At 72.7% G+C, this 26,416-nt stretch carries 25 protein-coding genes; 19 read left to right on the forward strand and 6 right to left on the reverse strand.

All coding sequences use genetic code 11. The features are described 5' to 3' along the window. Nucleotides 1-34: 34 nt before the first annotated feature. Together ACFQ79_RS22795 and ACFQ79_RS22800 are read right to left on the reverse strand one after the other, a co-directional pair. Nucleotides 35-2,524, reverse strand: coding sequence for a Tex family protein (locus ACFQ79_RS22795; RefSeq protein ID WP_383586298.1), 2,490 nt, complete (start codon nt 2,522-2,524; stop codon nt 35-37). 120 nt (nt 2,525-2,644) lie between these two features. Then, complete coding sequence (locus ACFQ79_RS22800; RefSeq protein ID WP_383586300.1) at nt 2,645-3,514, reverse strand: hypothetical protein; 870 nt, start codon at nt 3,512-3,514, stop codon at nt 2,645-2,647. A gap of 189 nt (nt 3,515-3,703) precedes the next feature. Between ACFQ79_RS22800 and ACFQ79_RS22805 the strand changes: the two genes are divergently transcribed. Together ACFQ79_RS22805 and ACFQ79_RS22810 are read left to right on the forward strand one after the other, a co-directional pair. Then, nucleotides 3,704-4,675, forward strand: a complete 972-nt coding sequence (locus tag ACFQ79_RS22805; RefSeq protein ID WP_383586302.1) for a GlxA family transcriptional regulator — start codon at nt 3,704-3,706, stop codon at nt 4,673-4,675. A gap of 11 nt (nt 4,676-4,686) precedes the next feature. Further along, complete coding sequence (locus ACFQ79_RS22810; protein ID WP_383586304.1) at nt 4,687-5,331, forward strand: DJ-1/PfpI family protein; 645 nt, start codon at nt 4,687-4,689, stop codon at nt 5,329-5,331. Between the two features lie 18 nt (nt 5,332-5,349). Here the strand turns inward: ACFQ79_RS22810 and ACFQ79_RS22815 are convergent, their stop codons facing one another. Continuing rightward, on the reverse strand, nt 5,350-6,093 hold the full coding sequence (locus ACFQ79_RS22815; protein ID WP_383586306.1) for an enoyl-CoA hydratase/isomerase family protein: 744 nt from the start codon (nt 6,091-6,093) through the stop codon (nt 5,350-5,352). A gap of 66 nt (nt 6,094-6,159) precedes the next feature. Here ACFQ79_RS22815 and ACFQ79_RS22820 point away from each other — a divergent pair, with 66 nt between their 5' ends. After that, a complete protein-coding gene (locus ACFQ79_RS22820; protein ID WP_383586308.1) occupies nt 6,160-6,822 on the forward strand; it encodes an HdeD family acid-resistance protein in 663 nt (220 codons plus the stop codon). Nucleotides 6,823-6,916: 94 nt separating this feature from the next. After that, nucleotides 6,917-7,474 carry an ATP-binding protein gene (locus ACFQ79_RS22825; protein ID WP_374115437.1) on the forward strand — a complete coding sequence of 186 codons (558 nt, stop codon included), beginning with the start codon at nt 6,917-6,919 and terminating at the stop codon, nt 7,472-7,474. Here the strand turns inward: ACFQ79_RS22825 and idi are convergent. From idi to ACFQ79_RS22840, 3 genes are all read right to left on the reverse strand, one after another. Continuing rightward, nucleotides 7,440-8,069 (reverse strand): isopentenyl-diphosphate Delta-isomerase, encoded by a 630-nt coding sequence (idi, locus tag ACFQ79_RS22830; RefSeq protein ID WP_383586310.1) that lies wholly within the window; start codon nt 8,067-8,069, stop codon nt 7,440-7,442. The two genes, ACFQ79_RS22825 and idi, sit on opposite strands and share 35 nt — an antisense overlap. Before the next feature lie 152 nt (nt 8,070-8,221). Beyond that, complete coding sequence (locus tag ACFQ79_RS22835) at nt 8,222-9,469, reverse strand: GNAT family N-acetyltransferase (protein WP_383586312.1); 1,248 nt, start codon at nt 9,467-9,469, stop codon at nt 8,222-8,224. A 197-nt stretch (nt 9,470-9,666) separates the two neighbouring features. Continuing rightward, nucleotides 9,667-10,608, reverse strand: a complete 942-nt coding sequence (locus tag ACFQ79_RS22840) for a cation diffusion facilitator family transporter (protein ID WP_383586314.1) — start codon at nt 10,606-10,608, stop codon at nt 9,667-9,669. 439 nt (nt 10,609-11,047) lie between these two features. Here ACFQ79_RS22840 and ACFQ79_RS22845 point away from each other — a divergent pair, with 439 nt between their 5' ends. From ACFQ79_RS22845 to ACFQ79_RS22915, 15 genes are all read left to right on the forward strand, one after another. Then, on the forward strand, nt 11,048-12,844 hold the full coding sequence (locus tag ACFQ79_RS22845) for a DUF5941 domain-containing protein (RefSeq protein WP_383586379.1): 1,797 nt from the start codon (nt 11,048-11,050) through the stop codon (nt 12,842-12,844). Continuing rightward, nucleotides 12,841-13,578 carry a sugar phosphate nucleotidyltransferase gene (locus tag ACFQ79_RS22850; RefSeq protein ID WP_055600458.1) on the forward strand — a complete coding sequence of 246 codons (738 nt, stop codon included), beginning with the start codon at nt 12,841-12,843 and terminating at the stop codon, nt 13,576-13,578. The genes ACFQ79_RS22845 and ACFQ79_RS22850 overlap by 4 nt, the downstream gene beginning before the upstream one ends. Further along, complete coding sequence (locus ACFQ79_RS22855) at nt 13,566-14,627, forward strand: iron-containing alcohol dehydrogenase family protein (protein WP_383586316.1); 1,062 nt, start codon at nt 13,566-13,568, stop codon at nt 14,625-14,627. The genes ACFQ79_RS22850 and ACFQ79_RS22855 overlap by 13 nt, the downstream gene beginning before the upstream one ends. Then, complete coding sequence (locus ACFQ79_RS22860; RefSeq protein WP_189832636.1) at nt 14,605-15,384, forward strand: CDP-alcohol phosphatidyltransferase family protein; 780 nt, start codon at nt 14,605-14,607, stop codon at nt 15,382-15,384. Before ACFQ79_RS22855 ends, ACFQ79_RS22860 begins: the two co-directional genes overlap by 23 nt. A gap of 47 nt (nt 15,385-15,431) precedes the next feature. Beyond that, nucleotides 15,432-16,277, forward strand: a complete 846-nt coding sequence (locus ACFQ79_RS22865) for a glycosyltransferase family 2 protein (protein ID WP_383586381.1) — start codon at nt 15,432-15,434, stop codon at nt 16,275-16,277. 48 nt (nt 16,278-16,325) lie between these two features. Further along, complete coding sequence (locus ACFQ79_RS22870) at nt 16,326-17,255, forward strand: ABC transporter permease (protein ID WP_383586318.1); 930 nt, start codon at nt 16,326-16,328, stop codon at nt 17,253-17,255. Between the two features lie 13 nt (nt 17,256-17,268). Further along, on the forward strand, nt 17,269-18,045 hold the full coding sequence (locus ACFQ79_RS22875) for an ABC transporter ATP-binding protein (protein ID WP_383586383.1): 777 nt from the start codon (nt 17,269-17,271) through the stop codon (nt 18,043-18,045). 121 nt (nt 18,046-18,166) lie between these two features. Further along, complete coding sequence (locus ACFQ79_RS22880; protein ID WP_383586320.1) at nt 18,167-18,814, forward strand: TetR/AcrR family transcriptional regulator; 648 nt, start codon at nt 18,167-18,169, stop codon at nt 18,812-18,814. A gap of 313 nt (nt 18,815-19,127) precedes the next feature. Continuing rightward, nucleotides 19,128-20,039 carry a squalene synthase HpnC gene (gene hpnC / locus ACFQ79_RS22885; protein ID WP_383586322.1) on the forward strand — a complete coding sequence of 304 codons (912 nt, stop codon included), beginning with the start codon at nt 19,128-19,130 and terminating at the stop codon, nt 20,037-20,039. After that, nucleotides 20,036-20,986 carry a presqualene diphosphate synthase HpnD gene (gene hpnD, locus ACFQ79_RS22890; RefSeq protein WP_383586324.1) on the forward strand — a complete coding sequence of 317 codons (951 nt, stop codon included), beginning with the start codon at nt 20,036-20,038 and terminating at the stop codon, nt 20,984-20,986. The genes hpnC and hpnD overlap by 4 nt, the downstream gene beginning before the upstream one ends. Then, nucleotides 20,986-21,123, forward strand: coding sequence for a hypothetical protein (locus ACFQ79_RS22895; protein ID WP_383586326.1), 138 nt, complete (start codon nt 20,986-20,988; stop codon nt 21,121-21,123). Before hpnD ends, ACFQ79_RS22895 begins: the two co-directional genes overlap by 1 nt. Further along, nucleotides 21,120-22,520: a hydroxysqualene dehydroxylase HpnE gene (gene hpnE, locus ACFQ79_RS22900; RefSeq protein WP_383586328.1), complete on the forward strand. Its 1,401-nt coding sequence runs from the start codon at nt 21,120-21,122 to the stop codon at nt 22,518-22,520. The genes ACFQ79_RS22895 and hpnE overlap by 4 nt, the downstream gene beginning before the upstream one ends. Then, entirely contained in the window at nt 22,517-23,617 is a 1,101-nt protein-coding gene (locus ACFQ79_RS22905) for a polyprenyl synthetase family protein (protein ID WP_319313591.1), read from the forward strand. Before hpnE ends, ACFQ79_RS22905 begins: the two co-directional genes overlap by 4 nt. 107 nt (nt 23,618-23,724) lie before the next feature. Continuing rightward, nucleotides 23,725-25,752, forward strand: a complete 2,028-nt coding sequence (gene shc / locus ACFQ79_RS22910; RefSeq protein WP_383586330.1) for a squalene--hopene cyclase — start codon at nt 23,725-23,727, stop codon at nt 25,750-25,752. Further along, the gene (locus tag ACFQ79_RS22915) at nt 25,752-26,411 is read left to right on the forward strand and encodes a 1-hydroxy-2-methyl-2-butenyl 4-diphosphate reductase (RefSeq protein WP_383586332.1); all 660 of its coding nucleotides are present in this window, start codon (nt 25,752-25,754) and stop codon (nt 26,409-26,411) included. The genes shc and ACFQ79_RS22915 overlap by 1 nt, the downstream gene beginning before the upstream one ends. Nucleotides 26,412-26,416 lie beyond the last annotated feature (5 nt).

Below are 26,416 nucleotides of genomic sequence, written 5' to 3' on the forward strand. Positions count from 1 at the left end.
GGGCACACGGGGACGGCTCCGACGGCCTGTCGCGTCAGCGGCGCTTGCCGCCGCCCTCGCCCAGCAGCCCCGCCTTGCGGAGGGCGTCGGCCATCGCGCTGTTCGCGGGCGCGGGAGCGGACGACCGGTCCCGGCCGCCCCGCTCGGACTGCCCGCCGCGACCGCCCTGGCCACCCTGGCCGCCCTGGGCGTTCCGGCCGCCGCGGTCGCCCTGACCGCCGCGGTCCGCGCGCTCGGCCCGGCGGCCGCCGCCACCGCCGCCGCCCTGCCGCTGCTGCGGCGGCCGGCCGGAGCGCTCGCCGCGCTCGCCGCGCTCACGCTTGGGCGCCCCCTCCGGGGCCTCGGCGCCGGACGGGTCGTCGAGCCGCAGCGTCAGCGAGATCCGCTTGCGCGGGATGTCGATGTCGAGGACCTTCACCTTGACCACGTCGCCGGGCTTCACCACGTCGCGCGGGTCCTTGACGAAGGTCTTCGACATCGCGGAGACGTGCACCAGACCGTCCTGGTGCACACCGATGTCCACGAACGCCCCGAAGGCGGCCACATTGGTGACGACGCCCTCGAGGACCATCCCGGACGCCAGGTCGCCGATCTTCTCGACGCCCTCGGCGAAGGTCGCGGTCCGGAACGCCGGTCGCGGGTCGCGGCCCGGCTTCTCCAGCTCGCGCAGGATGTCCGTCACGGTCGGCAGACCGAAGGTCTCGTCCACGAAGTCGTCGGCCCGCAGCGAGCGCAGCGCCCCGGTGTCGCCGATGAGCGCGGCGACCTCGCCGCCCGTCGCCTTCACCATCCGGCGCACCACCGGATACGCCTCCGGGTGCACCGAGGAGGAGTCGAGCGGGTCGTCGCCGCCCCGGATGCGCAGGAAGCCCGCGCACTGCTCGTAGGCCTTCGGACCCAGCCGGGCCACGTCCTTGAGCGCCCGGCGGGAGCGGAACGGGCCGTTGGCGTCCCGGTGCGCGACGATGTTCTCCGCGAGGCCCGAGCTGATCCCAGAGACCCGCGAAAGAAGCGGCGTGGAGGCGGTGTTGACGTCGACACCGACACCGTTCACACAGTCCTCCACGACCGCGTCGAGCGAGCGGGAGAGCTTCACCTCGGCCAGGTCGTGCTGGTACTGGCCGACGCCGATGGACTTCGGGTCGATCTTCACCAGCTCCGCGAGCGGGTCCTGGAGACGGCGGGCGATGGAGACCGCGCCGCGCAACGACACGTCGAGGCCCGGGAGTTCCTGCGAGGCGAAGGCGGAGGCCGAGTAGACCGAGGCGCCGGCCTCGGAGACCATCACCTTGGTCAGCTTCAACTCGGGATGCTTGGCGAGGAGTTCGGCCGCCAGCTTGTCGGTCTCGCGGGAGGCCGTGCCGTTGCCGATCGCGACGAGCTCGACCGCGTGCTCCTTCGCGAGCCGCGCCAGCCTGTCCAGCGCCTGGTCCCACTTGTTGGCGGGCACGTGCGGGTAGATCGTGTCGGTGGCGACGACCTTGCCGGTCGCGTCGACCACGGCGACCTTCACGCCGGTCCGGAAGCCGGGGTCGAGGCCGAGTGTCGCCCGGGTGCCGGCCGGCGCGGCGAGCAGCAGGTCGCGCAGGTTCGCCGCGAAGACCCGGACCGCCTCGTCCTCGGCGGCCGTCCGCAGCCGCAGCCGCAGATCGATCCCGAGGTGCACGAGGATACGGGTCCGCCAGGCCCAACGGACCGTGTCCTGAAGCCACTTGTCCCCGGGGCGACCCCGGTCGGCGACGCCGAAGCGATGCGCGACGATCCCCTCGTACGAGGAGGGGCCGGGGAGCTCGGAGGGCTCCTCCGGCTCCAGGTCGAGGCTGAGCACGTCCTCCTTCTCGCCGCGCAGCATGGCGAGCACCCGGTGCGAGGGCAGGGCCGTGAAGGGCTCGGTGAAGTCGAAGTAGTCGGCGAACTTCGCCCCCGCCTCCTCCTGTCCCTCGCGCACCTTCGCGACCAGCCGGCCGCGGCCCCACATGCGCTCGCGCAGCTCGCCGATGAGGTCGGCGTCCTCGGAGAACGTCTCGGCGAGGACCGCCCGCGCGCCCTCCAGGGCCGCGGCGGCGTCGGCGACGCCCTTGTCGGGGTCCACGAAGGCCGCGGCGGCGGCCGCCGGCTCCACGGACGGGTCGGCGAGCAGCCCCTCCGCCAGCGGCCCCAGACCGGCCTCACGGGCGATCTGGGCCTTGGTGCGGCGCTTCGGCTTGAAGGGCAGGTAGATGTCCTCCAGGCGCGCCTTGGTGTCGGCCGCCCGGATGCGGGCCTCGAGCTCCTCCGTCAGCTTGCCCTGCTCGCGTACCGAGTCGAGGATCGCCGACCGGCGGTCCTCCAGCTCGCGCAGATAGCGCAGCCGCTCCTCCAGGGTGCGGAGCTGCGCGTCGTCGAGCATCTCCGTCGCTTCCTTGCGGTAGCGGGCGATGAACGGCACGGTCGAACCGCCGTCGAGCAGCTCGACGGCTGCCTTCACCTGTCGCTCGCGTACGCCGAGTTCCTCGGCGATCCTTGCTTCGATGGACGTCGTCACGGTGTCCCGACTCGCCTTCTCGTGCCTCAAGCTTGCGAGTGCATTGTGCCGGGTCGGTCACCCGTACGCGGTAACCGACCCTTCCCGCGCGCGTCCCGGGCGCCTCCGGGCGCCCCGCGGTCAGTCCTTGCCGACGAGATCCGCCGGGAAGGCGCCCGCGACGGCGGCCGTGACCAGGAAGCCGCGCCCCAGCTCGGTGAGCCGCTCGACCCCGGCCGCGCCGAGGTGCTCGTACGGCGCGGCGTCGAGCCGGTCGGTGTGCCCCTCCAGCTCGTCGCGGAGGGCCGTACCCGCCTCGGTCAGCTCGCCCTCGGCGTCGAGCAGCCCGCGTCCGCGCAGCCGCTCCGCCGCGGCCTCCCAGTCGGCGCGCCGCCAGCCGCGGGAGCCGAGCACCCAGCGCGGGGCCATGCCCTTGCCGGTGGCGGTGTGGGAGACCAGGGCCTCGACGGGGTCCAGCCCGGCCGAGAGCAGGGCCGCGAGGTGTCCGTCGCCCCGGTGCTCGCGCAGCAGGGTGGCGGCGTGCCAGTAGGCGAGGTGGGGCTCCTCGGGCACCGGCAGGTCCGCGTGGGCCGAGTAGAGCGGCCGGGCGTGCCGGGTGCAGGCCTCGGTGGCGCGCAGCGCGAGCTCCGCCGCCTCGGCCATCTCCGCGGAGGCGACCGTGTCCTCGCCGAGCAGCCGGCGCAGGGTGGCGTCGGCGGTGCGCAGCCGCGCGTCCAGGACCTGGGCGGGCGAGGCGGTCTCCCAGACGGCCGGGAGGTGCCGGGCGAGCAGCTCGTGGTTGTAGTTGTAGAAGGTGGCGGCGACCGTGCCGGGGCCCACCGCGCCGAGGGCGGCGCTGCGCGACGCGAGCCGCATCGCGCTCTGGTCGGTGAAGCCGAGGGCCCCGAACTCACGGTCCATGTCGGGCGAGAAGTAGAGCGTGGAGTGCAGCGGGTTGAGGGCGTTGTGGCAGCGGCGTCCCGCGCGGGGCGGGAGAGCGGTCGTCGTCATGCCCGAAGGTTACCGACTGGTCGGTACGACAGGAACCTTCGGGACGGCCCCCGGGACCGTTCCGGGGCCGGGGGCCGCTCCCGGAGCCGGTCCCCGGACCGTCCCCGGTCTCGTGCCCCGCCCCGCGATGGCAGAAAAGGTGGGATCGGCGTCATTGCGGCCGTCCCGGGCGCCTCCCAGGATGGAGACATGACGCAGCGACCCGTTCTCGTCGTCCTCTTCGACGGCGTGCAGAGCCTCGACGTCACCGGCCCCTACGAGGTCTTCGCCGGTGCCGGCCGGGCCTCCGGCGATCCGGACGCGTACACGATCCGCACCGCCTCCCTGGACGGCGGGCCCGTCCGCACCCACAGCGGACTGCGTCTGCTCCCCGACACCACCCTCGCCGGCGCGGTCGCCGACGGCGCACCGCACACCCTCGTCGTCCCCGGCGGCGAGGGCACCCGGCAGCCCGATCCGGCGCTGATCGACTGGCTCCGCACCCACGCCCCCGACGCCGGGCGGCTGGTCTCCGTCTGCACGGGGGCGCTGCTCCTCGCCGAGGCGGGCCTCCTCGACGGACACCGGGCGACCACCCACTGGGTGGCCTGCGACCACATGGCCCGCCGCTACCCCGAGGTCGAGGTGGACCCCGACCCCATCTTCGTCCGGGACGGACGGCTCTCCACCTCCGCCGGGGTCACCGCCGGCATCGACCTGTCCCTCGCCCTGGTGGAGGAGGACCTCGGCAGGGACGTCGCCCTCACCGTCGCCCGCCACCTGGTCGTCTTTCTGCGCCGCCCCGGCAACCAGGCCCAGTTCAGCGTCCAGCTCGCCGCCCAGACCGCCCGCCGGGAGCCGCTGCGCGACCTCCAGCAGTGGATCGCCGAGCACCCCGACGGCGATCTCTCCGTGGAGTCCCTCGCCGCCCGTGCCCGGCTCTCGCCCCGCCACTTCGCCCGGGCCTTCCAGGCCGAGACGGGCACGACCCCCGGCCGTTACGTCGACCGGGTACGGCTCGAACACGCCCGCCGCCTCCTGGAGGAGACCTCCCGCGGCGTCGAGGAGGTCGCCCGCGCCTCGGGCTACGGCACCCCCGAGGCGATGCGCCGCGCCTTCGCCAGGACCCTCGGCACCGCGCCCGCCGACTACCGCCGCCGCTTCCACTCGCCCGCCAACTGAAAGGCAGCAGCATGCAGATCGCCGTCCTGCTCTACCGGGGCTTCACCACGCTCGACGCCGTCGGCCCGTACGAGCTCCTCGCCCGCATCCCCGGGGCCGAGACCGTCTTCGTCGCCAAGGAGAGCGGTCCCGTCCGCAACGACCAGGGCAGCCTCGCCCTCGTCGCCGACAAGACCCTCGCGGAGGTCCCGCGCCCCGACATCGTTCTCGTGCCCGGCGGCCCCGACTCGCGCGGTGCCATGGACGACCCGGAGATCCAGGCCTGGCTCCGTACCGCCGACGAGACCAGCACCTGGACGACCTCGGTCTGCACCGGCTCCCTGATCCTGGCCGCGGCCGGCGTCCTCGACGGCCGCCGCGCCACCACCCACTGGCTCGCCTTCGACGAACTCAGGGAGCTGGGCGTCGAGCCCACCGGCGAGCGGGTCGTCTTCGACGGCAAGTACGTCACCGCCGCCGGGGTCTCCTCGGGCATCGACATGGCGCTGCACCTGATCGGCCGGATCGCCGGGGACGAGGCCGCCCAGACCATCCAGCTGCTCACCGAGTACGACCCGCAGCCGCCGTACGACGCGGGCTCGCCGGAGAAGGCCCCGGCCGAGATCGTCGCGCGGTGGCGGAACGTGAAGCCGGAGGAGCTTCCCCAGGGGCGCTGAGCGAGGGCCCGCCGGCCCTCAGCTCCCGTACGTGAAGCGGGGCGCCCGGCGCTCGAGGAAGGCGGCGACCCCCTCCGCGGTGTCGCCGCTGCCGCGCGCCTGCTCCGCCCAGTGGGCGTCCCGGTCCAGGCGTCCGTCGGCGAACTCCTTGGCCGCCGCCTGGGTCAGCAGCGAGCGCGAGGCGAGGACCCGGGTGAACTCGGCGACCCGCTTGTCCAGCTCGCCCACCGGGTGCAGCTCGTCCACGAACCCGGTCCGCAGGGCCCGCTCCGCCTCGATCAACTCACCTGAGAACAGCAGGTACTTGGCCGTCGAGGGGCCGACCAGGGCGGTGAGTCGCCGGGTCGAGGAGGACGGGTAGACGATGCCGAGCTTCGACGGGGTGATCCCGAAGCGGGCGCCCTCCTCGGCGAACCGCAGGTCACAGGCGGCGGCGAGCTGGCTGCCGCCGCCGACGCAGAAGCCCCGGACGGCCGCCAGGGTCGGCCGGGGGAACGCGGCGAGCGCCTCCTCGGCCCGTACCGCGAGTGTCTGCTGCTCGTCCCCGGGCTCCCGGAGCGCCGAGATGTCGGCCCCGGCGCAGAAGGTGCCGCCCTCACCGGTCAGGACCAGCACCCGGACGGCGGGATCGGCCGCGAGCCGGTCCAGTACACCGGGCAGCGCCCGCCACATGCCGGCGCTCATCGCGTTGCGCTTGGCGGGGTTGGCGATGACGACGGTGGCGACGCCGTCCGTGACGCTGTCCTTCAGCTGCGGCTCCATGGGCCGGATGCTATCCGCCGTACCCGAACGTACGATCAGGAAGGGGTCGTCCCGAGGAGGCACCGCATGGCCAAGGACGCCCAGGAGCCGGACGTGGTCCCGGCCCCGGTCCATGAGATGGCACGCGAAGGGAAGCGGCTCAACCGGAGCTTCAGCTGGCTGGCCGTGCTCGGCGTCCTGCTCGTGCTCGGCGGTCTCGTCGGTCTGGTCTACACCGGCCTCGCCACCCTGACCTCGATGCTGCTCTTCGGCTGGCTGCTGCTGATCGGTGGGGTCGTCGGGCTCCTCCAGGCGATCCAGTCGCGCGGCACCAGCTACTTCTGGCTCGCCGTGGTGGTGGCAGCCCTCAACATCGCGGCCGGTGTCGTGGTGATCCGTCACCCGGAGGGCTCGGCCGAGGCGCTGACGATGTTCGCCGCCCTGCTCTTCCTCACCGGCGGTCTCTTCCGGCTGGTCGGCAGCGTCGTGGTGCGCGGGCCGCAGTTCGGCTGGACGCTGCTCCAGGGGGCCTTCGGACTGCTGCTCGGTCTGCTCGTCCTGTTCGACTGGCCGGACAGCAGCCGGTACGTTCTCGGGGTCTTCTTCTCGCTCGCGCTGCTCTTCGACGGCCTCGGCCTGATCGCCATCGGAGTGGGCGGTCGGCGGATCGTCAGTATGGTGACGCCGACGCCCGTGTCCAGCGCGCCCCCGGAGCAGTCAGAAACCGTGCCTGATCAGTCGAACAACTGACATCGGCATACTCACCCGATCGGAAAGCGGCCGATAAGTGTCGACTTCTGGTCAGTAGGCCGGTCCGCCTGCGCGCATTGCCAAGACTCGATCCGTGGCGAGAATCGAGCACGAGGGTGGGAACCGTACCGTGGAGAACCACGGCGGTGGCCCCGCCCGGCAACCGTCCTACGAAGGAGTCTGGCGCTTCACCGCTGCCGCGGTCGACGTCTCCGTCCCGCAGGCCCGGCACGCCGTACGCGACCTGCTGGTCCGCCAGGGCGTTCCCGTCCATGAGGAGATCATGGACGGCCTGCTGCTGATCGTCTCCGAGCTGGTGACCAACGCCGTGCGGCACGCGGCGCTGCTGTCCCCGGAGATAGCGGTCGAGGTGGCCATCGGGCCCGAGTGGATCAGGGTGTCCGTCGAGGACAACCACCCGTACCGCCCCAAGGCCCTCGAGGCCGACTACGGGCAGACGGGTGGCCGCGGACTGCTCCTGGTCCGCGAGATCGCCCAGGAGTCCGGCGGTGCGTGCGACGTCGAGCACACCGCGAGCGGCGGCAAGATCATCTGGGCGGCGCTGCCCCTGGCCCCGATGGCACCGGGGCCGGGAGCGGCGATCCACCAGCCGGTCGTCACCAGCCCCCGGACGGACCCGTCAGTTCCCTGACCGCCGGACGCGCCGCGTCGAGCACCGTCATGAACCAGGCGGAGAAGGGCGCGGCGGCATGACGCTCGGCCAGCTCGGCGGCGGTGACGAAGACGGTGTCCTCGATCTCCTCCGGATCCGGCTGCGGCGTGGCCTGGACCAGGCCGACGAAGAGGTGGTTGAACTCCTGCTCCACCAGGCCGGAGGCCGGGTCCGGGTGGTTGTAGCGGACGGTGCCGGCCTCCGCGAGCAGCGTGGGCGAGACGCCGAGCTCCTCGAAGGTCCGCCGGGCGGCGGCGGCGAACGGCGCCTCGCCCGGGTACGGGTGGCCGCAGCAGGTGTTCGACCAGACGCCGGGGGAGTGGTACTTGCCGAGCGCCCGCCGCTGGAGCAGCAGCCGGCCCGACTCGTCGAACAGGAAGACGGAGAAGGCGCGGTGCAGCAGCCCGGGCGCCTGGTGGGCGGCGAGCTTCTCCGCCGTGCCGATGGTCGTCCCGTCCTCGTCGACCAGTTCGAGCATGATCGGCGCCGGGGCCTCGGACGGCTGGACACCGTTCGACATGATCTCCGGCATCTCCGGCGAGATCTGAGCCGCGGTGGCTGGTGTGGTCGGCATACCCATCCTTCGCTTCGGTCCTCGCCCCGGTGGGGCCACCTCAGTCTGCCGTACAAAAGCGGCTTGTCCGTACTTCGGCGGCCGGACGTGGCCGCTCCCACCGCACCGGAGTACAACCGGCGCGGCGGGAGCGGAGCGACGGCGAGGGGCGACTAGACCCCGAAAGCCGCCGGATAGGCGATCGTGCCGGGCGGCACGGGCACGGACTCGTCGAGGACGAGCGCCATCATGGCCTCGTCCGGAACCTCGAAACCTGGCTTGATTCCATACTCGGACGCCCGTACGAACCCGAACTTCGGGTAGTACTCCGGGTGCCCCAGGACGAGTACGAGCCGCTCGCCCCGCAGCCGCGCCGCGTCGAGCACCGCCCGGACGACGGCCTGTCCGGCCCCCGTCCGCTGGTACGCGGGCGCCACGGCGACCGGAGCGAGCGCCGTCGCGGGGGCGCCGTCCACCAGGCAGCGGGTGATCAGGGCGTGCGCCGCGATCGAGCCGTCCGGGGCCTCGGCCACGTACGACAGGCCGGGGAGCCAGGCGTCCGGGTCCCGCCGGAGCGCGTCCACCAGCTCGGCCTCCGCCTCCGAGCCGAAGGCGGCCGCCACGAGCGGGCGGACCACCGAGGCCTCCTCGGCGGTCTCGGGACGGGTGCGCCAGCGCGGATCCGCAGGCCGCAGGACGAATCCCGCGTACCCGTACTCGGAGCCGTGCTCGCGCCGCATCGCGATCTCGGCGCGGGCCCCCGCCACCGCCTCGGCCATACCGGGCAGGGTGGTGTCCGCCGCGTCGGCGTGCGCGGCGAGCGGACCGTAGTACTCGGCCCAGTCGCCCTCGGGCTGGAGGACGGTCCCCAGGACGTGATGGCCGGCCTCGACCGCTGCCGCCGAGAGCTCGGCGACGGTACGGAGCGGGTAGTGCTCCTCCCAGAAGGCGCGGGCCGCCGGGCCGGGCTCCCCGGTGGTCCAGACGCACTCGGTGAGCACCAGGGTGCCTCCGGGCGCGAGCAGCCTGCGCCACTCGGCGAGCGCCCGGTCGAAGCCCAGGACGTAGGCCGAGCTCTCGGCCCAGACCAGGTCGAAGGAGCCGTCAGGGAACGGCAGCGCGCCCATGTCGGCGCGGTGGGTGTGGATCGAGCCGTCGAGCCCGCGGTCGGCGGCGGACCCCCGCAGTTCCGCCAGGAACGGTTCGTGGAGATCGACGGCGGTCACCTCGGCGCCCGCCTCGGCCGCCAGGAGCAGCGCGGAGCGGCCGGGGCCGCAGCCCAGGTCGAGCACACGCGGACGCTCCGGCAGCGGGCCGGTGAGCGCGAGGAGCCGACGCGTGGTGGCGTCGGAGCCGGGACCCTGCCGCGGAAGACCGTGGTGCAGGGCGAAGAAGGAGTCGTGCGAAGCGTTGTCGGACAACGTGGGAAACCCTTTGTGAGAGGGTCCCGGCCGACGACGTGACGGACCGGTGGGAACCGGGATCAGGTCAGCCGGAGACCCGGAAGCTGAGGAAGGACCGGGTGCTGCCGCTCGGGACAGCCTCCATCGCGACGGTCATCAACCTCAGCTCCTCTCTCCACACGTCGGTACGAAAAGACTAACAGCCGGCCCGGTTCTCACAGGCAGAGTCTCGCCTCGTGCTCCGCGTGCCCCACCGGCTCCAGCTGGAAGGTGCAGTGCTCCACGTCGAAGTGCGAGCCCAGGCACCCCTGGAGGGAGTGCAGCATCTTCTCGTGCCCGACGGAGTCGAGCGCGTCCTGGTCGACGACCACGTGCGCCGAGAGCACCGGCATCCCCGAGGTGATCGTCCAGGCGTGCAGGTCGTGGACGTCCTCGACGCCCGGCAGGGCCAGGATGTGGGCCCGTACCTCCATCATGTCGACGCCCTTGGGGGCGGCCTCCAGGAGGACGTCGAGCGTCTCGCGCAGCAGCTTGACCGTACGGGGGACGATCATCAGGCCGATCAGGATCGAGGCGATCGGGTCGGCGTACTGCCAGCCCGTGACGAGGATGATGCCGGCGGCGACGATCACGGTGACCGAGCCCAGCGCGTCCGCGAGCACCTCCAGATACGCCCCGCGCACATTGAGGCTGTCCTTCTGGCCCCGCATGAGCAGCGACAGCGAGATCACGTTGGCGATCAGACCGACCGTCGCGACCGCGATCGCCAGACCGCCCTTGGTCTCGGCCGGCTCGAAGAACCGCTGGATCGCCTCGTACAGCACGTAACCGCCGACGCCGAGGAGCAGCAGACAGTTGGCGAGCGCCGCGAGGATCTCCGCCCGGGCGAACCCGAAGGTGCGGTTCCCCGAGGGGGGCCGGTTGGCGAAGTGGATCGCGAGCAGCGCCATCGCGAGGCCGACCGCGTCGGTCGCCATGTGCGCCGCGTCGGCGATCAGGGCGAGCGAGTCGGAGAGGACGCCGCCGATGATTTCGATCACCATCACGGAGAGCGTGATGCCGAGCGCGATGCGCAACCGGTTCTTGTACGCGGCCCCGGCCGTGCCCGTCGGCGCAGCGCCGCCGTGACTGTGCCCGTGGTCGTGTCCAGCCCCCATGAGATGGCCTCCAGATCGTCGGTTCGCAGGTGCCCCGAGTCGCAAGTCAACTACGGGTGGGGGGTATGTGCAACACGGCACTGAACACCGTTGTCATATGCTCTGACCTGCGGCGATACATTCCGGACCGGACGTGGCGGGAAGGTGTCGCCGGGACCCGCGCCGGGGCGTCGGCCGCGGTCCGCACCGAAGGCCGCGGCCGTCGTTTTGTGGGGCGGGCCGCCGATCACCCATGATGATCTCCACGGGGCCACGCGCACGCGTGCGGACACGGGTGGGACCGGGGGAGTCCGGCCCGCAAAGCCTCGGTGAACTCGGCCTCCGATTCATCCGATAGCCTCAGCCGACGTGTCGCCGCCCCGTGCCGGGCCGCACCGCCGCGCCCGGGGCCGCCATGGGTCCCGCCGGCCCCTCCGTCAGCTCCAAGGAGTGAGTTCGTCTGTCGACCGCCATCCTCACCGGCCCGCCGGCACCCGGATCCTCGCTCGACGGAGATCTGCGGTCGCTCGGATTCGACGTCCGGACCGCAGCCGGCCCCGAGGAGACCGGGGCGCTGCTCGCCGCGGTCCCCGCGGGTGAGCGCGTCGCGCTCGTCGACCCCCGGTTCGTCGGCCATGTGCACGCGCTGCGCCTCGCCCTCACCGACCCCCGGTTCCCGGCCGCCGCCGCACCCGGCGCGCTCACCGTGCAGAACGGGGCCCGCCCCGCGCTCGTCCGCGCCCTGACCGCCGCCGCGGCCCCCGGCACCGGAGGCGACGACCTGACCGGGACGCTCGCCGACGCCCTCGACGCCGACGGCGTCGCCGTGCACCGGCCCCAGCTCGGCACCCTCGTCGCCGCCGTCCCCGCCGACGCCGAGGCCCGCCACGAGGCCCGCGCCGCCGTGGACGCCGTCGACGACGAGGCCGTACGCCTCCGCTCCGCCGTGAAGGCCCACGACGGCTTCTTCACCACCTTCTTCATCAGCCCGTACTCGCGCTACATCGCCCGCTGGTGCGCGCGCCGCGGACTCACCCCCAACCAGGTCACCACCGCCTCGCTGCTCACCGCGCTGATCGCGGCCGGCTGCGCGGCGACCGGCGAGCGCGGCGGCTACATCGCCGCCGGCGTCCTGCTCCTCGTCTCCTTCGTCCTCGACTGCACCGACGGGCAGCTCGCCCGGTACGCGCTGAAGTACTCGACGATGGGCGCCTGGCTCGACGCCACCTTCGACCGCGCCAAGGAGTACGCCTTCTACGCCGGCCTCGCCCTCGGCGCGGCCCGCAACGGCGACGACGTCTGGGCGCTCGCGCTCGGCGCGATGGTCCTCATGACCTGCCGGCACGTCGTGGACTTCTCGTTCAACGAGGCCAACCACGACGCCACCGCCAACACCAGCCCCACCGCGGCCCTCTCCGACCGGCTCGACAGCCTCGGCTGGACCGTCTGGGCCCGCCGGATGATCATCCTGCCGATCGGCGAGCGCTGGGCCATGATCGCGGTCCTCACCGCCGTCACCACCCCCCGGATCGTCTTCTGGGCCCTGATCATCGGCTGCGCCTTCGGGGCCTGCTACACCACGGCGGGGCGCGTCCTGCGCTCCCTGACCCGCAAGGCGAAGCGCACCGACCGCGCCGCGCAGGCCCTGGCGGACCTCGCGGACTCCGGGCCGCTCGCCGCGCTCACGAACCGGATCCTCGGCCGCACCGGCATCCTGATGCTGCCGCCGCTGGTCCTCGCGCTGATCGCCACGGGCGCGATGCTCGCCGCGGCCCTCGGCCGCCCCTTCGGGTCCGACCAGACCGTCGTCGCCGCCGTCTTCTACGTGGTGTTCGCCGGCGCCGCCGTCGCCCGCCCCCTCAAGGGCGCCCTCGACTGGCTGCTCCCGCCGCTCTTCCGGGCCGCCGAGTACGGCACGGTCCTCATCCTCGCGGCCCGCTCCGAGGTGAACGGGGCGTTGCCCGCGGCCTACGGGCTGGTGGCCGCCGTCGCCTACCATCACTACGACACGGTGTACCGCATCCGCGGCGGCACCGGCGCGCCGCCCACGTGGCTGGTGCGCACGATCGGCGGTCACGAGGGCCGCACGTTGCTGGTGACCGTCCTCGCCGCCCTGCTGGCGAGCCGTGGCAACGACTTCACCCTGGCGCTCACCGCCCTGGCGGTCACCATCGCGCTTGTGGTGCTCGTGGAGTCCATCCGTTTCTGGGTGTCCTCCGGAGCACCCGCCGTACATGACGAAGGAGAAACAGCATGATCGGTCTCGTACTGGCAGCCGGTGCCGGACGGCGTCTGCGCCCCTACACCGACACGCTTCCGAAGGCCCTCGTGCCCGTCGACGGTGAGACCACCGTCCTCGACCTCACGCTGAAGAACTTCGCCGAGATCGGCCTCACCGAGGTCGCGATCGTCGTCGGCTACCGCAAGGAGGCCGTCTACGACCGCAAGGAGGCCCTCGAGGCGAAGTACGGCCTCAAGCTCACCCTCGTCGACAACGACAAGGCCGAGGAGTGGAACAACGCCTACTCCCTGTGGTGCGCCCGCGAGGTCCTCAAGCGCGGTGTGATCCTCGCCAACGGCGACACCGTCCACCCGGTCTCCGTCGAGAAGACCCTGCTCGCCGCCCGCGGCGACGGCAAGAAGATCATCCTCGCCCTCGACACGGTGAAGAACCTCGCCGACGAGGAGATGAAGGTCATCACCGCCGAGGGCAAGGGCGTCCAGCGCATCACCAAGCTGATGGACCCGGCGACCGCCACCGGCGAGTACATCGGCGTCACCCTCATCGAGGCCGAGGCCGCCGAGGAGCTCGCCGACGCCCTCAAGGCCACCTTCGAGCGCGACCCCGACCTGTACTACGAGGACGGCTACCAGGAGCTGGTCAACCGCGGCTTCACCGTCGACGTCGAGCCCATCGGTGACGTCAAGTGGGTCGAGATCGACAACCACGACGACCTCGCGAAGGGCCGTGAGATCGCGTGCCAGTACTGACCCGACTGATTCCTTCACCAGTCGTCGTCGACATCCGCAGGGGAGCGCTGGACGACCTGTCCGCGCTCCTCGCGGACCAGCGGATCTCCAGCAACGGCAAGATCGCCGTCGCCATCAGCGGCGGCTCGGGCCTCAAGCTGCGTGACCACTTCGCACCGGAGCTGCCCGGCGCCGACTGGTACCCGGTCGGCGGCGGCACCATCGACGAGGCCGTGAAGCTCGCCGACGCCATGCGCGGCAAGCGGTACGACGCCGTGGTCGCCCTCGGCGGCGGCAAGATCATCGACGTGACGAAGTACGCGGCGGCCCGGGTCGGGCTGCCGCTGGTGGCCATCGCCACCAACCTCTCGCACGACGGGATCTGCTCCCCGATCTCGACCCTGGACAACGACAACGGCCGGGGCTCGTACGGCGTGCCCACCCCGATCGCCCTCGTCATCGACCTGGACGTGATCAGGGACGCCCCGGTCCGCTACGTGCGCTCCGGCATCGGCGACGCGATCTCCAACCTCTCCGCCATCGCGGACTGGGAGCTCTCGCACCAGGTGACCGGTGAGCCCGTCGACGGACTCGCGGCCGCCATGGCCCGCAGCGCCGGTGAGGCCGTGCTCCGCCACCCCGGGGGCGTCGGCGACGACGACTTCCTCGTCACCCTCTCCGAGGGTCTGGTGATGTCCGGCATCGCCATGTCGATCAGCGGGGACAGCCGCCCCTCCTCGGGCGCCTGCCACGAGATCAGCCACGCGTTCGACCTGCTCTTCCCGGCCCGCGCCGCCAGCCACGGCGAGCAGTGCGGTCTCGGCGCGGCCTTCGCCATGCACCTGCGCGGCGCCCACGAGGGCTCTGCCCAGATGGTCGAGACCCTGCGCCGGCACGGGCTGCCCGTGCTGCCGGAGGAGATGGGCTTCACCGTGGACGAGTTCGTCCAGGCGGTGTCCTTCGCCCCGCAGACCCGGCCGGGCCGCTTCACCATCCTCGAACACCTCGACCTGTCCGACGACGAGATCAGGGACGCGTACGCCGACTATGCCAAAGCCATCCGTAGCTGAGCTCCGCCCGGTCGTCCACCCCCCGGGTGTGAAGGACCGGCGCAGCGGGGAGCACTGGGGCGGCCGCCTGTACATGCGGGAGATCTCGCTCAGGATCACCCGGCGGCTCGTCGGCACCAGGATCACGCCCAACCAGCTCACGTACGTGATGACCCTCGCGGGCGTCCTCGCGGCACCGGCCCTGCTGGTGCCCGGGATCCCCGGGGCGCTGCTCGGCGCGCTCATGGTCCAGCTCTACCTGCTGCTCGACTGCGTCGACGGCGAGGTGGCCCGCTGGAAGAAGCAGTTCTCCCTGTCCGGGGTCTACCTGGACCGGGTCGGCGCCTACCTCTGCGACGCGGCGGTGCTCGTCGGCTTCGGCCTGCGGGCCGCCGACCTGTGGGGTTCGGGCCGGATCGACTGGCTGTGGGCCTTCCTCGGCACCCTGGCGGCCCTCGGCGCCATCCTGATCAAGGCCGAGACCGACCTCGTCGGCGTCGCCCGGCACCAGGGCGGTCTGCCGCCGGTCAAGGAGGCCGCCTCCGAGCCGCGCTCCTCCGGCATGGCGCTGGCCCGCAGGGCCGCGGGCGCGCTGAAGTTCCACCGGCTCGTCCTCGGCATCGAGGCCTCGCTGCTGATCGTCGTCCTGGCGATCGCGGACCAGGTCCGGGGCGACCTCTTCTTCACCCGTCTCGGTGTCGCCGTCCTCGCCGGCATCGCGCTGCTCCAGACCGTGCTGCACCTCGTATCGATCATGGTTTCGAGCAGGCTGAAGTGAGGCCGGCCGTGAGCACGCCGCTCAGGGTGGGAGCCGTCGTCATCACGATGGGCGACCGCCCCGGCGACCTGCGCGCGCTGATCGACTCCGTCGCCGGGCAGGAGGGCGACCGCGTCGAGGTCGTCGTCGTCGGGCAGGGCACCCCGGTCTCCGGGGTGCCCGACTGGGTGCGGACCGTCGACCTGCCGGAGAACGTCGGCATCCCCGCCGGCCGGAACATCGGCATCGAGGCGTTCGGGCCCGGCGGCACCGACGTCGACGTCCTGCTCTTCCTGGACGACGACGGGCGGCTCGCGCACACGGACACCGCCGAACTGATCCGGCAGGCCTTCACCGCCGATCCGCGCCTCGGCATCATCACCTTCCGGATCGCCGACCCGGAGACCGGGGTCACCCAGCGCCGGCACGTGCCGAGGCTCCGCGCCTCCGACCCGATGCGCTCCTCACGGGTGACGACCTTCCTCGGCGGCGCCAACGCCGTCCGCACCAAGGTGTTCGCCGAAGTCGGCGATCTGCCGGGCGAGTTCTTCTACGCGCACGAGGAGACCGACCTCGCCTGGCGCGCGCTCGACGCCGACTGGATGATCGACTACCGTGCGGACATGGTGCTGTTGCACCCCACCACAGCACCCTCCCGGCACGCCTCGTACCACTTCAACGTGGCCCGCAACCGAGTCTGGCTGGCACGCCGCAATCTGCCCGCGCCCCTGGTGCCGGCGTATCTCGGCGTCTGGCTCCTGCTCACCCTGGCCCGTCGGCCCTCGCCCTCCGCACTGAAGGCATGGTTCGGCGGATTCCGCGAAGGCTGGAAGACCCCCTGCGGACCGCGCCGCCCCATGAGGTGGCGTACGGTGTGGCGGCTGACCCGGCTGGGTCGCCCCCCGGTCGTCTGACATCGTGGTACCGACGTGCCGCGCATTTGAACACGAAAGTTTCGACTTGTGAGTGACACACAGCAGGGCGGGGCGGTCGCGACGAGCGCGCGCCCGTCCGTCGACGAGGGCCTGGCCCCGGCCGCGCTCGCCGAGAAGTACGGGCTGTCGGTCAGCGGCGCCCGGCCCGGACTGTTCGAGTACGTCCGCGAGCTGTGGAGCCGCCGCCACTTCATCCTGGCCTTCTCCTCGGCCAAGCTGACCGCCCAGTACAGCCAGGCGAAGCTGGGCCAGGTGTGGCAGGTGGCGACCCCGCTGCTGAACGCCCTGGTCTACTACCTGATCTTCGGGCTCATCCTGGGCGCCGGCCAGGGCATGTCCAAGGACGTGTACATCCCGTTCCTGGTCACCGGCATCTTCGTGTTCACCTTCACCCAGAGCTCGGTCATGGCCGGCGTCCGGGCGATCTCCGGGAACCTGGGCCTGGTCCGGGCCCTGCACTTCCCGCGGGCCTCGCTGCCGATCTCCTTCTCGCTCCAGCAGCTCCAGCAGCTGCTGTTCTCGATGATCGTGCTCGTGGCGGTCGCCGTCGCCTTCGGCAGCTACCCGTCGCTCCGCTGGCTGCTGGTGATCCCGGCGCTGTTCCTGCAGTTCGTGTTCAACGTCGGACTCGCCATGATCATGGCCAGGATGGGCTCCAAGACGCCCGACCTCGCCCAGCTGATGCCGTTCGTCATGCGGACCTGGATGTACGCGTCCGGCGTGATGTTCTCGATCCCGGTGATGCTCCGCGACAAGCCCCAGTGGATCGCCGACATCCTCATGTACAACCCGGCGGCCGTCTACATGGACCTGATCCGCTACGCCCTCATCGAGGGATACAGCTCGCACAACCTGCCGGCGCACGTCTGGGCGACCGCCCTCGGCTGGGCCCTCGTCTTCGGCATCGGCGGTTTCGTCTACTTCTGGAAGGCCGAGGAGAGGTACGGCCGTGGCTGACACCGACTCGAACATGAAGCGGTCCGACGTTCCCACCGTCATCTGCGACGACGTCCACATCGTCTACCGGGTCAACACCGGTGGCGGCGGCAAGGGCAGCGCCACGGCGGCGCTCAGCCGGATCGTCGGCCGCGGCAAGGCCGAGGTCACCCGGGGCGTCCGCAAGGTCCACGCGGTCCGCGGGGTCACCTTCACCGCCTACCGCGGCGAGGCCATCGGCCTCATCGGATCCAACGGCTCCGGCAAGTCCACGCTCCTGCGCGCCGTCGCCGGGCTGCTCCCCACCGAGAGCGGCAAGGTCTACACGGACGGTCAGCCCTCGCTCCTGGGCGTCAACGCGGCCCTCATGAACGACCTCACCGGTGAGCGCAACGTGATCCTGGGCGGCCTCGCCATGGGCATGAGCCGTGAGGAGGTGCGCTCGCGGTACGAGGGGATCGTCGACTTCTCCGGCATCAACGAGAAGGGCGACTTCATCAGCCTGCCCATGCGCACGTACTCCTCCGGCATGGGCGCCCGGCTCCGCTTCGCCATCGCGGCCGCCAAGAACCACGACGTCCTCCTCATCGACGAGGCGCTGGCGACCGGTGACCGCAAGTTCCAGATCCGCTCCGAGGAGCGCATCCGCGAGCTCCGCAAGGAGGCCGGCACGGTCTTCCTGGTGAGCCACAGCAACAAGTCCATCCGGGACACCTGCGACCGGGTGCTCTGGCTGGAGAAGGGGCAGCTCCTGATGGACGGCCCCACCGACGAGGTCCTCAAGGCCTACGAGCGGGAGACCGCCCGCTGACCCGCGAGCCCCGCAGCGCGTCGTGCCGCCCCCGCCCTTCCGGTGGGGGCGGTTCCGTTTTTCCGCGCGTCGTGCCGCCACCTGGAATGTTCATGCTGGCAACATCGGGCAGGATGAGCCCATGGCAGCGATCTCGGGGGGAAAGACCTACCACCACGGCGATCTGCGCAACGCGCTGATCTGCGCCGCCGTCGACCTCGCCACCGAGGGCGGCCCCGAACGGGTCGTCCTGCGCGAGGCGGCCCGCCGGGTGGGCGTCTCGCCCACCGCCGCCTACCGGCACTTCGACGGACGCGGTGAACTCCTCCGCACCGTCAGGACCCACGCCCGGAGCGTGCTCGCCGACGCCATGGAACGGGCGGCGGGACGCGAGCCCGGGGCCGACGACCCCGTCCTCGCGGCGGAGCGCAGGCTCGCCGCCCTCTGCCGGGGGTACGTCGGCTTCGCCGTCGACCAGCCCGGCCTCTACCGGGCCGCGTTCTGCGTGGCCCGTCCGGACGGGACCGCGGGACCGCTGCCGGAGCGCCAGGTGCCCGAACCCGAGATCCGCGCCTTCACCCTGCTCCGGGACGCCCTGGAGGGCCTCGCCCGCGCCGGCGCCCCGCGCCCGGCCGCCCGTCAGGCCGCCGGTGCCGCAGCGTGGTCGGCCGTGCACGGACTGTCACTTCTCCTGCTCGAAGGGCCTCTTCGGCGCCTTCCCGCCCAGCGCAGGAACGCCGTCGTCGAGTCCACCCTCGCCATGGTCGTCTCCGGCACGCGCGCCCTCTGACCTCCATCGGAGCTCGAACTCCCTTGCAGTGCCGGGGGGTTGACGGCCCGTACGGGTGAGGTCCGCGGCGCCCGGCACCCCGGAATGGCGATGGCCGTCGTACAACGTAAGCTGGACCGGTCTGTTTCGCGGCAAGTAGGGCGATACCCCACGACCATCGGGCCTCCGGGCGGCGGCTCTACGGGCAGGGGTCGGCGGCGTGTCCGAAATAGGATGGATTGACTCGGCAGTGTAGAACGGGAGACGTGACGGCCATGACGCAGAATCTCCAGCTCCACGAGGGTCTCGCCGTCCCTCCGTCGGGCAGTGACCTGTGACGGAGACCCGGCAGGCGCGCATCGACGCCTCCTCGCGCGCCACCCTCGGCAAGGCCGCGGACGAGAACTTCCCCGTGGCCCCCTTCTTCCTGCCCCGGGCCTGGCGCGACGACCTGATGGCCGTCTACGGATTCGCCCGTCTCGTCGACGACATCGGAGACGGCGACCTCGCCCCCGGTGGAGCCGACGCCCGCCACCTCGGCCTCGACCCGGCGACGGCACAGGACCGGCTCGCCTTCCTCGACGCCTTCGAAGCCGACCTCCGCCGCGTCTTCGACGGCACCCCCGAGCACCCCCTCCTCCAGGGCCTCGTGCCGACCGTGCGCCGGTGCGGGCTCACCCCCGAGCCGTTCCTCGGCCTGATCGCCGCCAACCGCCAGGACCAGCAGGTCGGCCGCTACGAGACGTACGACGACCTCCTCGCGTACTGCGAGCTCTCCGCCAACCCCGTCGGGCGGCTCGTCCTCGCCATCACCGGCACCGACACCCCCGAGCGGATCAGGCGCTCCGACGAGATCTGCACCGCCCTCCAGATCGTCGAGCACCTCCAGGACGTCGCCGAGGACCTCGGCAACGACCGCGTCTACCTGCCCGCCGAGGACCTCAAGCGGTTCCACGTCACCGAGAGCGACCTCGCCCGGCCCACCGCCGGCGCCTCCGTCCGCGCCCTGATCGCCTTCGAGGCCGGGCGGGCCCGCGACCTGCTCCACGCGGGCGCCCCGCTCGTCGGCAGCGTCCACGGCCGGCTCCGACTCCTCCTGGCGGGCTTCACCGCAGGGGGCCTCGCGGCACTCGACGCGATCACCGACGCCGGATACGACGTGCTGACCGGCCCACCGAAGGCCACCAAGCCGAGCCTGATGCGCCAGGTGGGAGCGGTTCTGCTCCGGGCGCGGAGAGAGGGGTGAGCGCGACCGTGGAGGCACAGCCCCAGCCGTCCGCACCGGTACTGGCCGCCTACAGCTACTGCGAGGCGGTCACCGGACAGCAGGCGCGGAACTTCGCCTACGGAATCCGGCTGCTGCCGACCGAGAAGCGCCAGGCGATGTCCGCGCTGTACGCGTTCTCCCGGCGCGTCGACGACATCGGCGACGGCACCCTCGCGCCCGAGGCCAAGCAGGAACGCCTGGAGGCCACCCGCGAGCTGCTCGACCGGGTCCGCGCCGGGAAGATCGACGAGGACGACACCGACCCGGTCGCCGTCGCCCTCGCCGACTCGGCCCGCCGTTTCCCGATCCCGCTCGGCGGCCTCGACGAACTCATCGACGGCGTCCTCATGGACGTGCACGACGCGACCTACGAGACCTGGGACGACCTCAAGGTCTACTGCCGCTGCGTCGCCGGGGCGATCGGCCGGATCTCCCTCGGCGTCTTCGGCACCCAGCCCGGCGCCCCGGGCGCCGACCGCGCCCCCGAGTACGCCGACACCCTGGGCCTCGCGCTCCAACTCACCAACATCCTCAGGGACGTACGCGAGGACGCCGGGAACGGGCGGACCTATCTGCCCGCCGACGACCTCGCCAAGTTCGGCTGCGGTGACGGCTTCGGCAGCGACAGGCCGCCCGCCGGCGCCGACTTCGCCGGGCTCGTCCACTTCGAAGTGCGGCGCGCCCGCGCCCTGTTCGCCGAGGGCTACCGGCTGCTGCCCATGCTCGACCGGCGCAGCGGCGCCTGCGTCGCCGCCATGGCCGGCATCTACCGCCGTCTCCTCGACCGGATCGAACGCGACCCCGAGGCCGTGCTGCGCGGCCGCGTCTCGCTGCCGGGCCGCGAGAAGGCGTACGTCGCGGTGCGCGGCCTCTCCGGCCTCGACACCCGCACCGTCGCCCGGCGCGCCGTCAGGAGGCGTGTCTGATGCCTCCGTACGCCGCCGCCCCCGCCCGCCGGGCAACCCCGGGCACCGCACCGGCGTCCCTGCCGTGGGCGGCCCGGGCCAGGACGGCCCGGCCCGCGACGACCCTGACCGCGATGAACCGAACGGAGGCCGTGTGACCCACGAAGGAACCGGGCAGCACACCCGGCAGCCGCAGGCCGTCGTCGTCGGCGGCGGGCTCGCCGGAATCACCGCCGCCCTCCAGCTCGCCGAAGCCGGCGTCGGCGTCACCCTCCTGGAGGGCAGGCCCCGGCTCGGCGGCCTCGCGTTCTCCTTCCGCCGGGGCGACCTCACCGTCGACAACGGCCAGCACGTCTACCTGCGCTGCTGCACCGCCTACCGCTGGTTCCTCGACCGGGTCGACGGTGCCCGGCTCGCCCCCCTCCAGGACCGTCTCGACGTCCCCGTCCTCGACGTCGCGCACCCGCGCGGGCCGCGGCTCGGCCGGATCCGCCGCGACAACCTCCCCGTACCGCTGCACCTGGCGCGGAGCCTCGCCACCTACCCGCACCTCTCCCTCGCGGAGCGCGCCTCCGTCGGCCGGGCCGCGCTCGCCCTGAAGAAGCTCGACCCCGCCGACCCGGCGCTCGACGGCATCGACTTCGCCACCTGGCTCGGCCGGCACGGCCAGTCCCCGCGGACCGTCGACGCCCTCTGGGACCTGGTCGGCATCCCCACCCTCAACGCCCCCGCCCCGCAGGCCTCCATGGGGCTGGCCGCGATGGTCTTCAAGACCGGACTCCTCTCCGAGCCCGGTGCCGCCGACATCGGCTGGGCCCACGTCCCGCTCGGCGAACTCCACGACACCAGGGCCGCGAAGGAGCTCGACGCCCTCGGGGTGCGCACCGCGCTCCGCACCAAGGCCGAGCGGATCTCCCTTACCGACGACGGGCGTTGGGCCGTCGACGTACCCGGAGAGACGCTCGTCGCGGACGCCGTCGTCCTCGCGGTACCGCAGGAGGAGACCCACGGCCTGCTGCCCGAGGGCGCCCTCGACGACCCCGACCGGCTCCTCGACATCGCCACCGCGCCCATCCTCAACCTGCACGTGGTCTACGACCGCAAGGTGCTGAAGCGGCCGTTCTTCACCGCTCTCGGCTCCCCGGTGCAGTGGGTCTTCGACCGCACGGACTCCTCCGGACTCACCGGCGCCGGCCAGTACCTCGCCGTCTCCCAGTCCGCCGCGCAGGACGAGATCGACGAACCCGTCGCCGCCCTGCGCGCGAAGTACCTCCCCGAGCTGGAGCGGCTGCTGCCCGCCGCGCGCGGCGCCGGGATCCGCGACTTCTTCGTCACCAGGGAGCGGACGGCCACGTTCGCCCCCACCCCGGGCGTCGGCCGGCTCCGCCCCGGCGCCCGCACCCAGGCACCGGGGCTCTTCCTGGCCGGGGCCTGGACCGCCACCGGCTGGCCCGCGACCATGGAGGGTGCCGTCCGCAGTGGTTTCAGCGCCGCGGGTGCCGCGCTCTCCGCCCTCGGCCGCCGCCATGACCATCCGCTGCAGGAGGCGGCATGAGTGTGATTACCGGAACAAGAGGAGAGACCGTGCCGACTGTGCCGCCGGGTAATCCGGCCGTCGACACCGCGGACGTGTCCGCACTGCTGGAGCGGGGGCGGACCCTGTCCACCCCCGTACTGCGGGCGGCCGTCGACCGCCTCGCGCCGCCCATGGACACCGTGGCCGCCTACCACTTCGGCTGGATCGACGCGCAGGGCAACCCCACGGAGGGGGACAGCGGCAAGGCCGTCCGTCCCGCGCTCGCCCTGCTGTCGGCCGAGGCCGCGGGCGTCGCCCCCGAGGTCGGGATCCCCGGTGCCGTCGCCGTGGAGCTCGTCCACAACTTCTCGCTGCTGCACGACGACCTGATGGACGGGGACGAGCAGCGCCGCCACCGCGACACCGTGTGGAAGGTGCACGGCCCCGCGCAGGCCATCCTGGTCGGCGACGCCCTGTTCGCCCTGGCCAACGAGATCCTGCTGGAGCTCGGCACGGTGGAGGCCGGCCGGGCGACCCGCCGGCTCACCACCGCGAGCCGCAAGCTCATCGACGGCCAGGCCCAGGACATCTCCTACGAGCACCGCGAGCGGGTCACCGTCGAGGAGTGCCTGGAGATGGAGGGCAACAAGACCGGCGCCCTGCTCGCCTGCGCGGTCTCCATCGGTGCCGTCCTCGGCGGGGCCGACGACCGCACCGCCGACAAGCTGGAGGAGTACGGGTACCACCTCGGGCTCGCCTTCCAGGCCGTCGACGACCTGCTCGGCATCTGGGGAGACCCGGAGGCCACCGGCAAGCAGACCTGGAGCGATCTGCGCCAGCGCAAGAAGTCCCTGCCGGTCGTCGCCGCGCTCGCCGCCGGCGGCCCCGCGTCCGAGCGCCTCGGCGAACTGCTCGCCGCGGACGCCAAGTCCAATGACTTCGACACCTTCTCCGAGGAGGAGTTCGCCACCCGCGCGGCCCTCATCGAGGAGGCCGGAGGACGCGAGTGGACCTCCCAGGAGGCCCGCCGCCAGCACACGATCGCGATCGAGGCCCTCGACGAGGTGGACATGCCCGCCCGGGTGCGGGCGCAGCTCGTCGCGCTTGCCGACTTCGTGGTCGTGCGGAAGAGATGATCACCATCACCCTGATATGAGTTCGCGGTCGCCGGCCGGTGCCACCCGGCGCCGGCCGACGGCAGACCCGTAGAAGCAGAAGTCACCTACTGCGCAAAGGGGAAGCCATGACAGCGACGACCGACGGAAGCGCCGGGGCCGTGGGCCCCAGGGCAGCCGCGGCCAGCACGACGAACGAGCCCCGGGGCGGTGGTGCCGCCGCGTCGGGCCTCGGCGGGACCGCCCCGCCCGGCGCGTCGGGCCTCGACGAGGCCGCCGCACGGGCCGCGGAACGGGCCGCCGGGCACCTGCTCGCCCGGCAGGACCCCGAGGGCTGGTGGAAGGGCGACCTGGAGACCAACGTCACCATGGACGCCGAGGACCTCCTCCTCCGCCAGTTCCTGGGCATCCTCGACGCCGACACCACGCACGCCGCGGCCCTCCACATCCGCCGCGAACAGCGCGAGGACGGCGCCTGGGCCACCTTCTACGGCGGGCCGGGCGACCTCTCCGCCACGGTCGAGGCCTATGTGGCCCTGCGGCTCGCCGGAGACCCGCCCGAGGCCCCGCACATGGCCCGCGCCTCCGCCTGGGCCCGCGCCGCCGGCGGCATCGCCTCCGCCCGGGTCTTCACCAGGATCTGGCTCGCCCTCTTCGGCTGGTGGCGCTGGGAGGACCTGCCCGAACTGCCCCCGGAACTGGTCTTCCTGCCCAAGTGGTTCCCGCTCAACATCTACGACTTCGGCTGCTGGGCCCGGCAGACCATCGTGCCGCTCACCGTGGTCTCCGCGAAGCGCCCGGTCCGCCCCGCGCCCTTCCCGCTCGACGAGCTGCACACCGACCCGGACCTGCCCGCCCCGCCCCGGCCGCTCGCCCCGGCCACCGGCTGGGACGGGCTCTTCCAGCGCCTCGACAAGGCGCTGCACGTCTACCACCGGGTGGCGCCGCGCGCCCTGCGCAGGACCGCGATGAACCAGGCCGCGCGCTGGATCATCGAGCGGCAGGAGAACGACGGCTGCTGGGGCGGCATCCAGCCGCCCGCCGTCTACTCGGTCATCGCCCTCCACCTCCTCGGCTACGACCTCCAGCACCCCGTCATGCGCGCCGGACTCGCGTCGCTCGACCGGTTCGCCGTGTGGCGCGAGGACGGCTCGCGGATGGTCGAGGCCTGTCAGTCGCCCGTCTGGGACACCTGCCTCGCCACCATCGCGCTCGCCGACGCCGGGCTCGAACCCGACCACCCGGCCCTGGTGAAGGCCGTCGACTGGATGCTCGACGAGGAGATCACCCGCACCGGGGACTGGGCCGTACGGCGGCCCGGACTGCCCCCGGGCGGCTGGGCGTTCGAGTTCCACAACGACAACTACCCCGACATCGACGACACCGCCGAGGTGCTCCTCGCCTTCCGCCGGGTCAGGCACCCCGACCCCGTCCGGCTGGAGGCGGCCGTCGCCCGGGGCGCGCGGTGGACGCTCGGGATGCAGTCGAAGGGCGGCGCCTGGGGCGCCTTCGACGCCGACAACACCAGCGCCCTCCCCAACAAGCTGCCGTTCTGCGACTTCGGCGAGGTGATCGACCCGCCCTCCGCGGACGTCACCGCCCACGTGGTGGAGATGCTCGCCTTCGAGGGGCTGGCCCAGGACCCCCGCACCCGCAGGGGAATCGAGTGGCTGCTCGCCGCACAGGAGCCGAACGGCGCCTGGTTCGGCCGCTGGGGCGTCAACCACGTGTACGGCACGGGCTCGGTGCTCCCCGCGCTCACCGCGGCAGGGCTCCCCGTCTCCCATCCGGCGATCCGCCGGTCCGTCCGCTGGCTCGGGTCCGTCCAGAACGAGGACGGCGGCTGGGGCGAGGACCTCCGCTCGTACCACGACGAGGAGTGGATCGGGCGCGGAGCCTCCACCGCCTCCCAGACCGCCTGGGCCCTGATCGCCCTCCTCGCAGCCGGCGAGCGGGACTCGGAACCCGTTCGGCGGGGCGTCGCCTGGCTGGCCGAGACCCAGCGCGAGGACGGCACCTGGGACGAGCCGTACTTCACGGGCACGGGCTTCCCCTGGGACTTCTCGATCAACTACCACCTCTACCGTCTGGTCTTCCCGCTCACGGCGCTCGGACGCTACGTGTACGGGGAGCCCTCGCCCGGCAAGGCCCGCTGATGGGGCGCGAGCCGGGCCCCGGCGCCCCGCCGCCGCTGCTGATCGCCTGTGCCCTCGGCATCGAGCAGCTCGCCCTGCGCAGCGGGGACCGGACCGGCGCCCCCGGGCCCGTCACGGTGCTCCGTACGGGCATGGGGCCCGACCGGGCCCGCCGGGCCGTCTCCCGGGCCCTCGGCGCACACGGATGGCAGGACGCCGCCGTCATCGCCTCCGGCTTCTGCGCGGGGCTCACGCCGGGGATGCACCCGGGGGACCTGGTCGTCGCCGACGAGACCCGCGGCCCCGACGGCACGATCGCCTGCACCGGGACCGATCTCCTGGTGAAAGCCCTGGTCAGGGCCGTTCCCGGACGGGCCGTCCACACCGGGCCGCTGACCGGCTCCGACCATGTGGTGCGCGGCCCCGAGCGGGTCGCGCTGCGCGCCACCGGAGCCATCGCCGTCGACATGGAGTCCGCCGCGACGCTGGGGACGGCCCGCGGCGGTCCGGGGCCGGAGGCCCGCCCGGTTGCGGCCGTCCGGGTGGTCGTGGACGCTCCAGAACATGAACTGGTCCGGATCGGCACGGTACGCGGGGGAATATCGGCCTTCCGTGTTCTTCGTGCCGTCCTTCCCGCATTCTTCGAATGGCACCGTTCTTTGCTGCTCCCCAGGAGGTGAGCGAG

Source organism: Streptomyces sp. NPDC056480 (assembly GCF_042795405.1).
GTDB lineage: Bacteria > Actinomycetota > Actinomycetes > Streptomycetales > Streptomycetaceae > Streptomyces.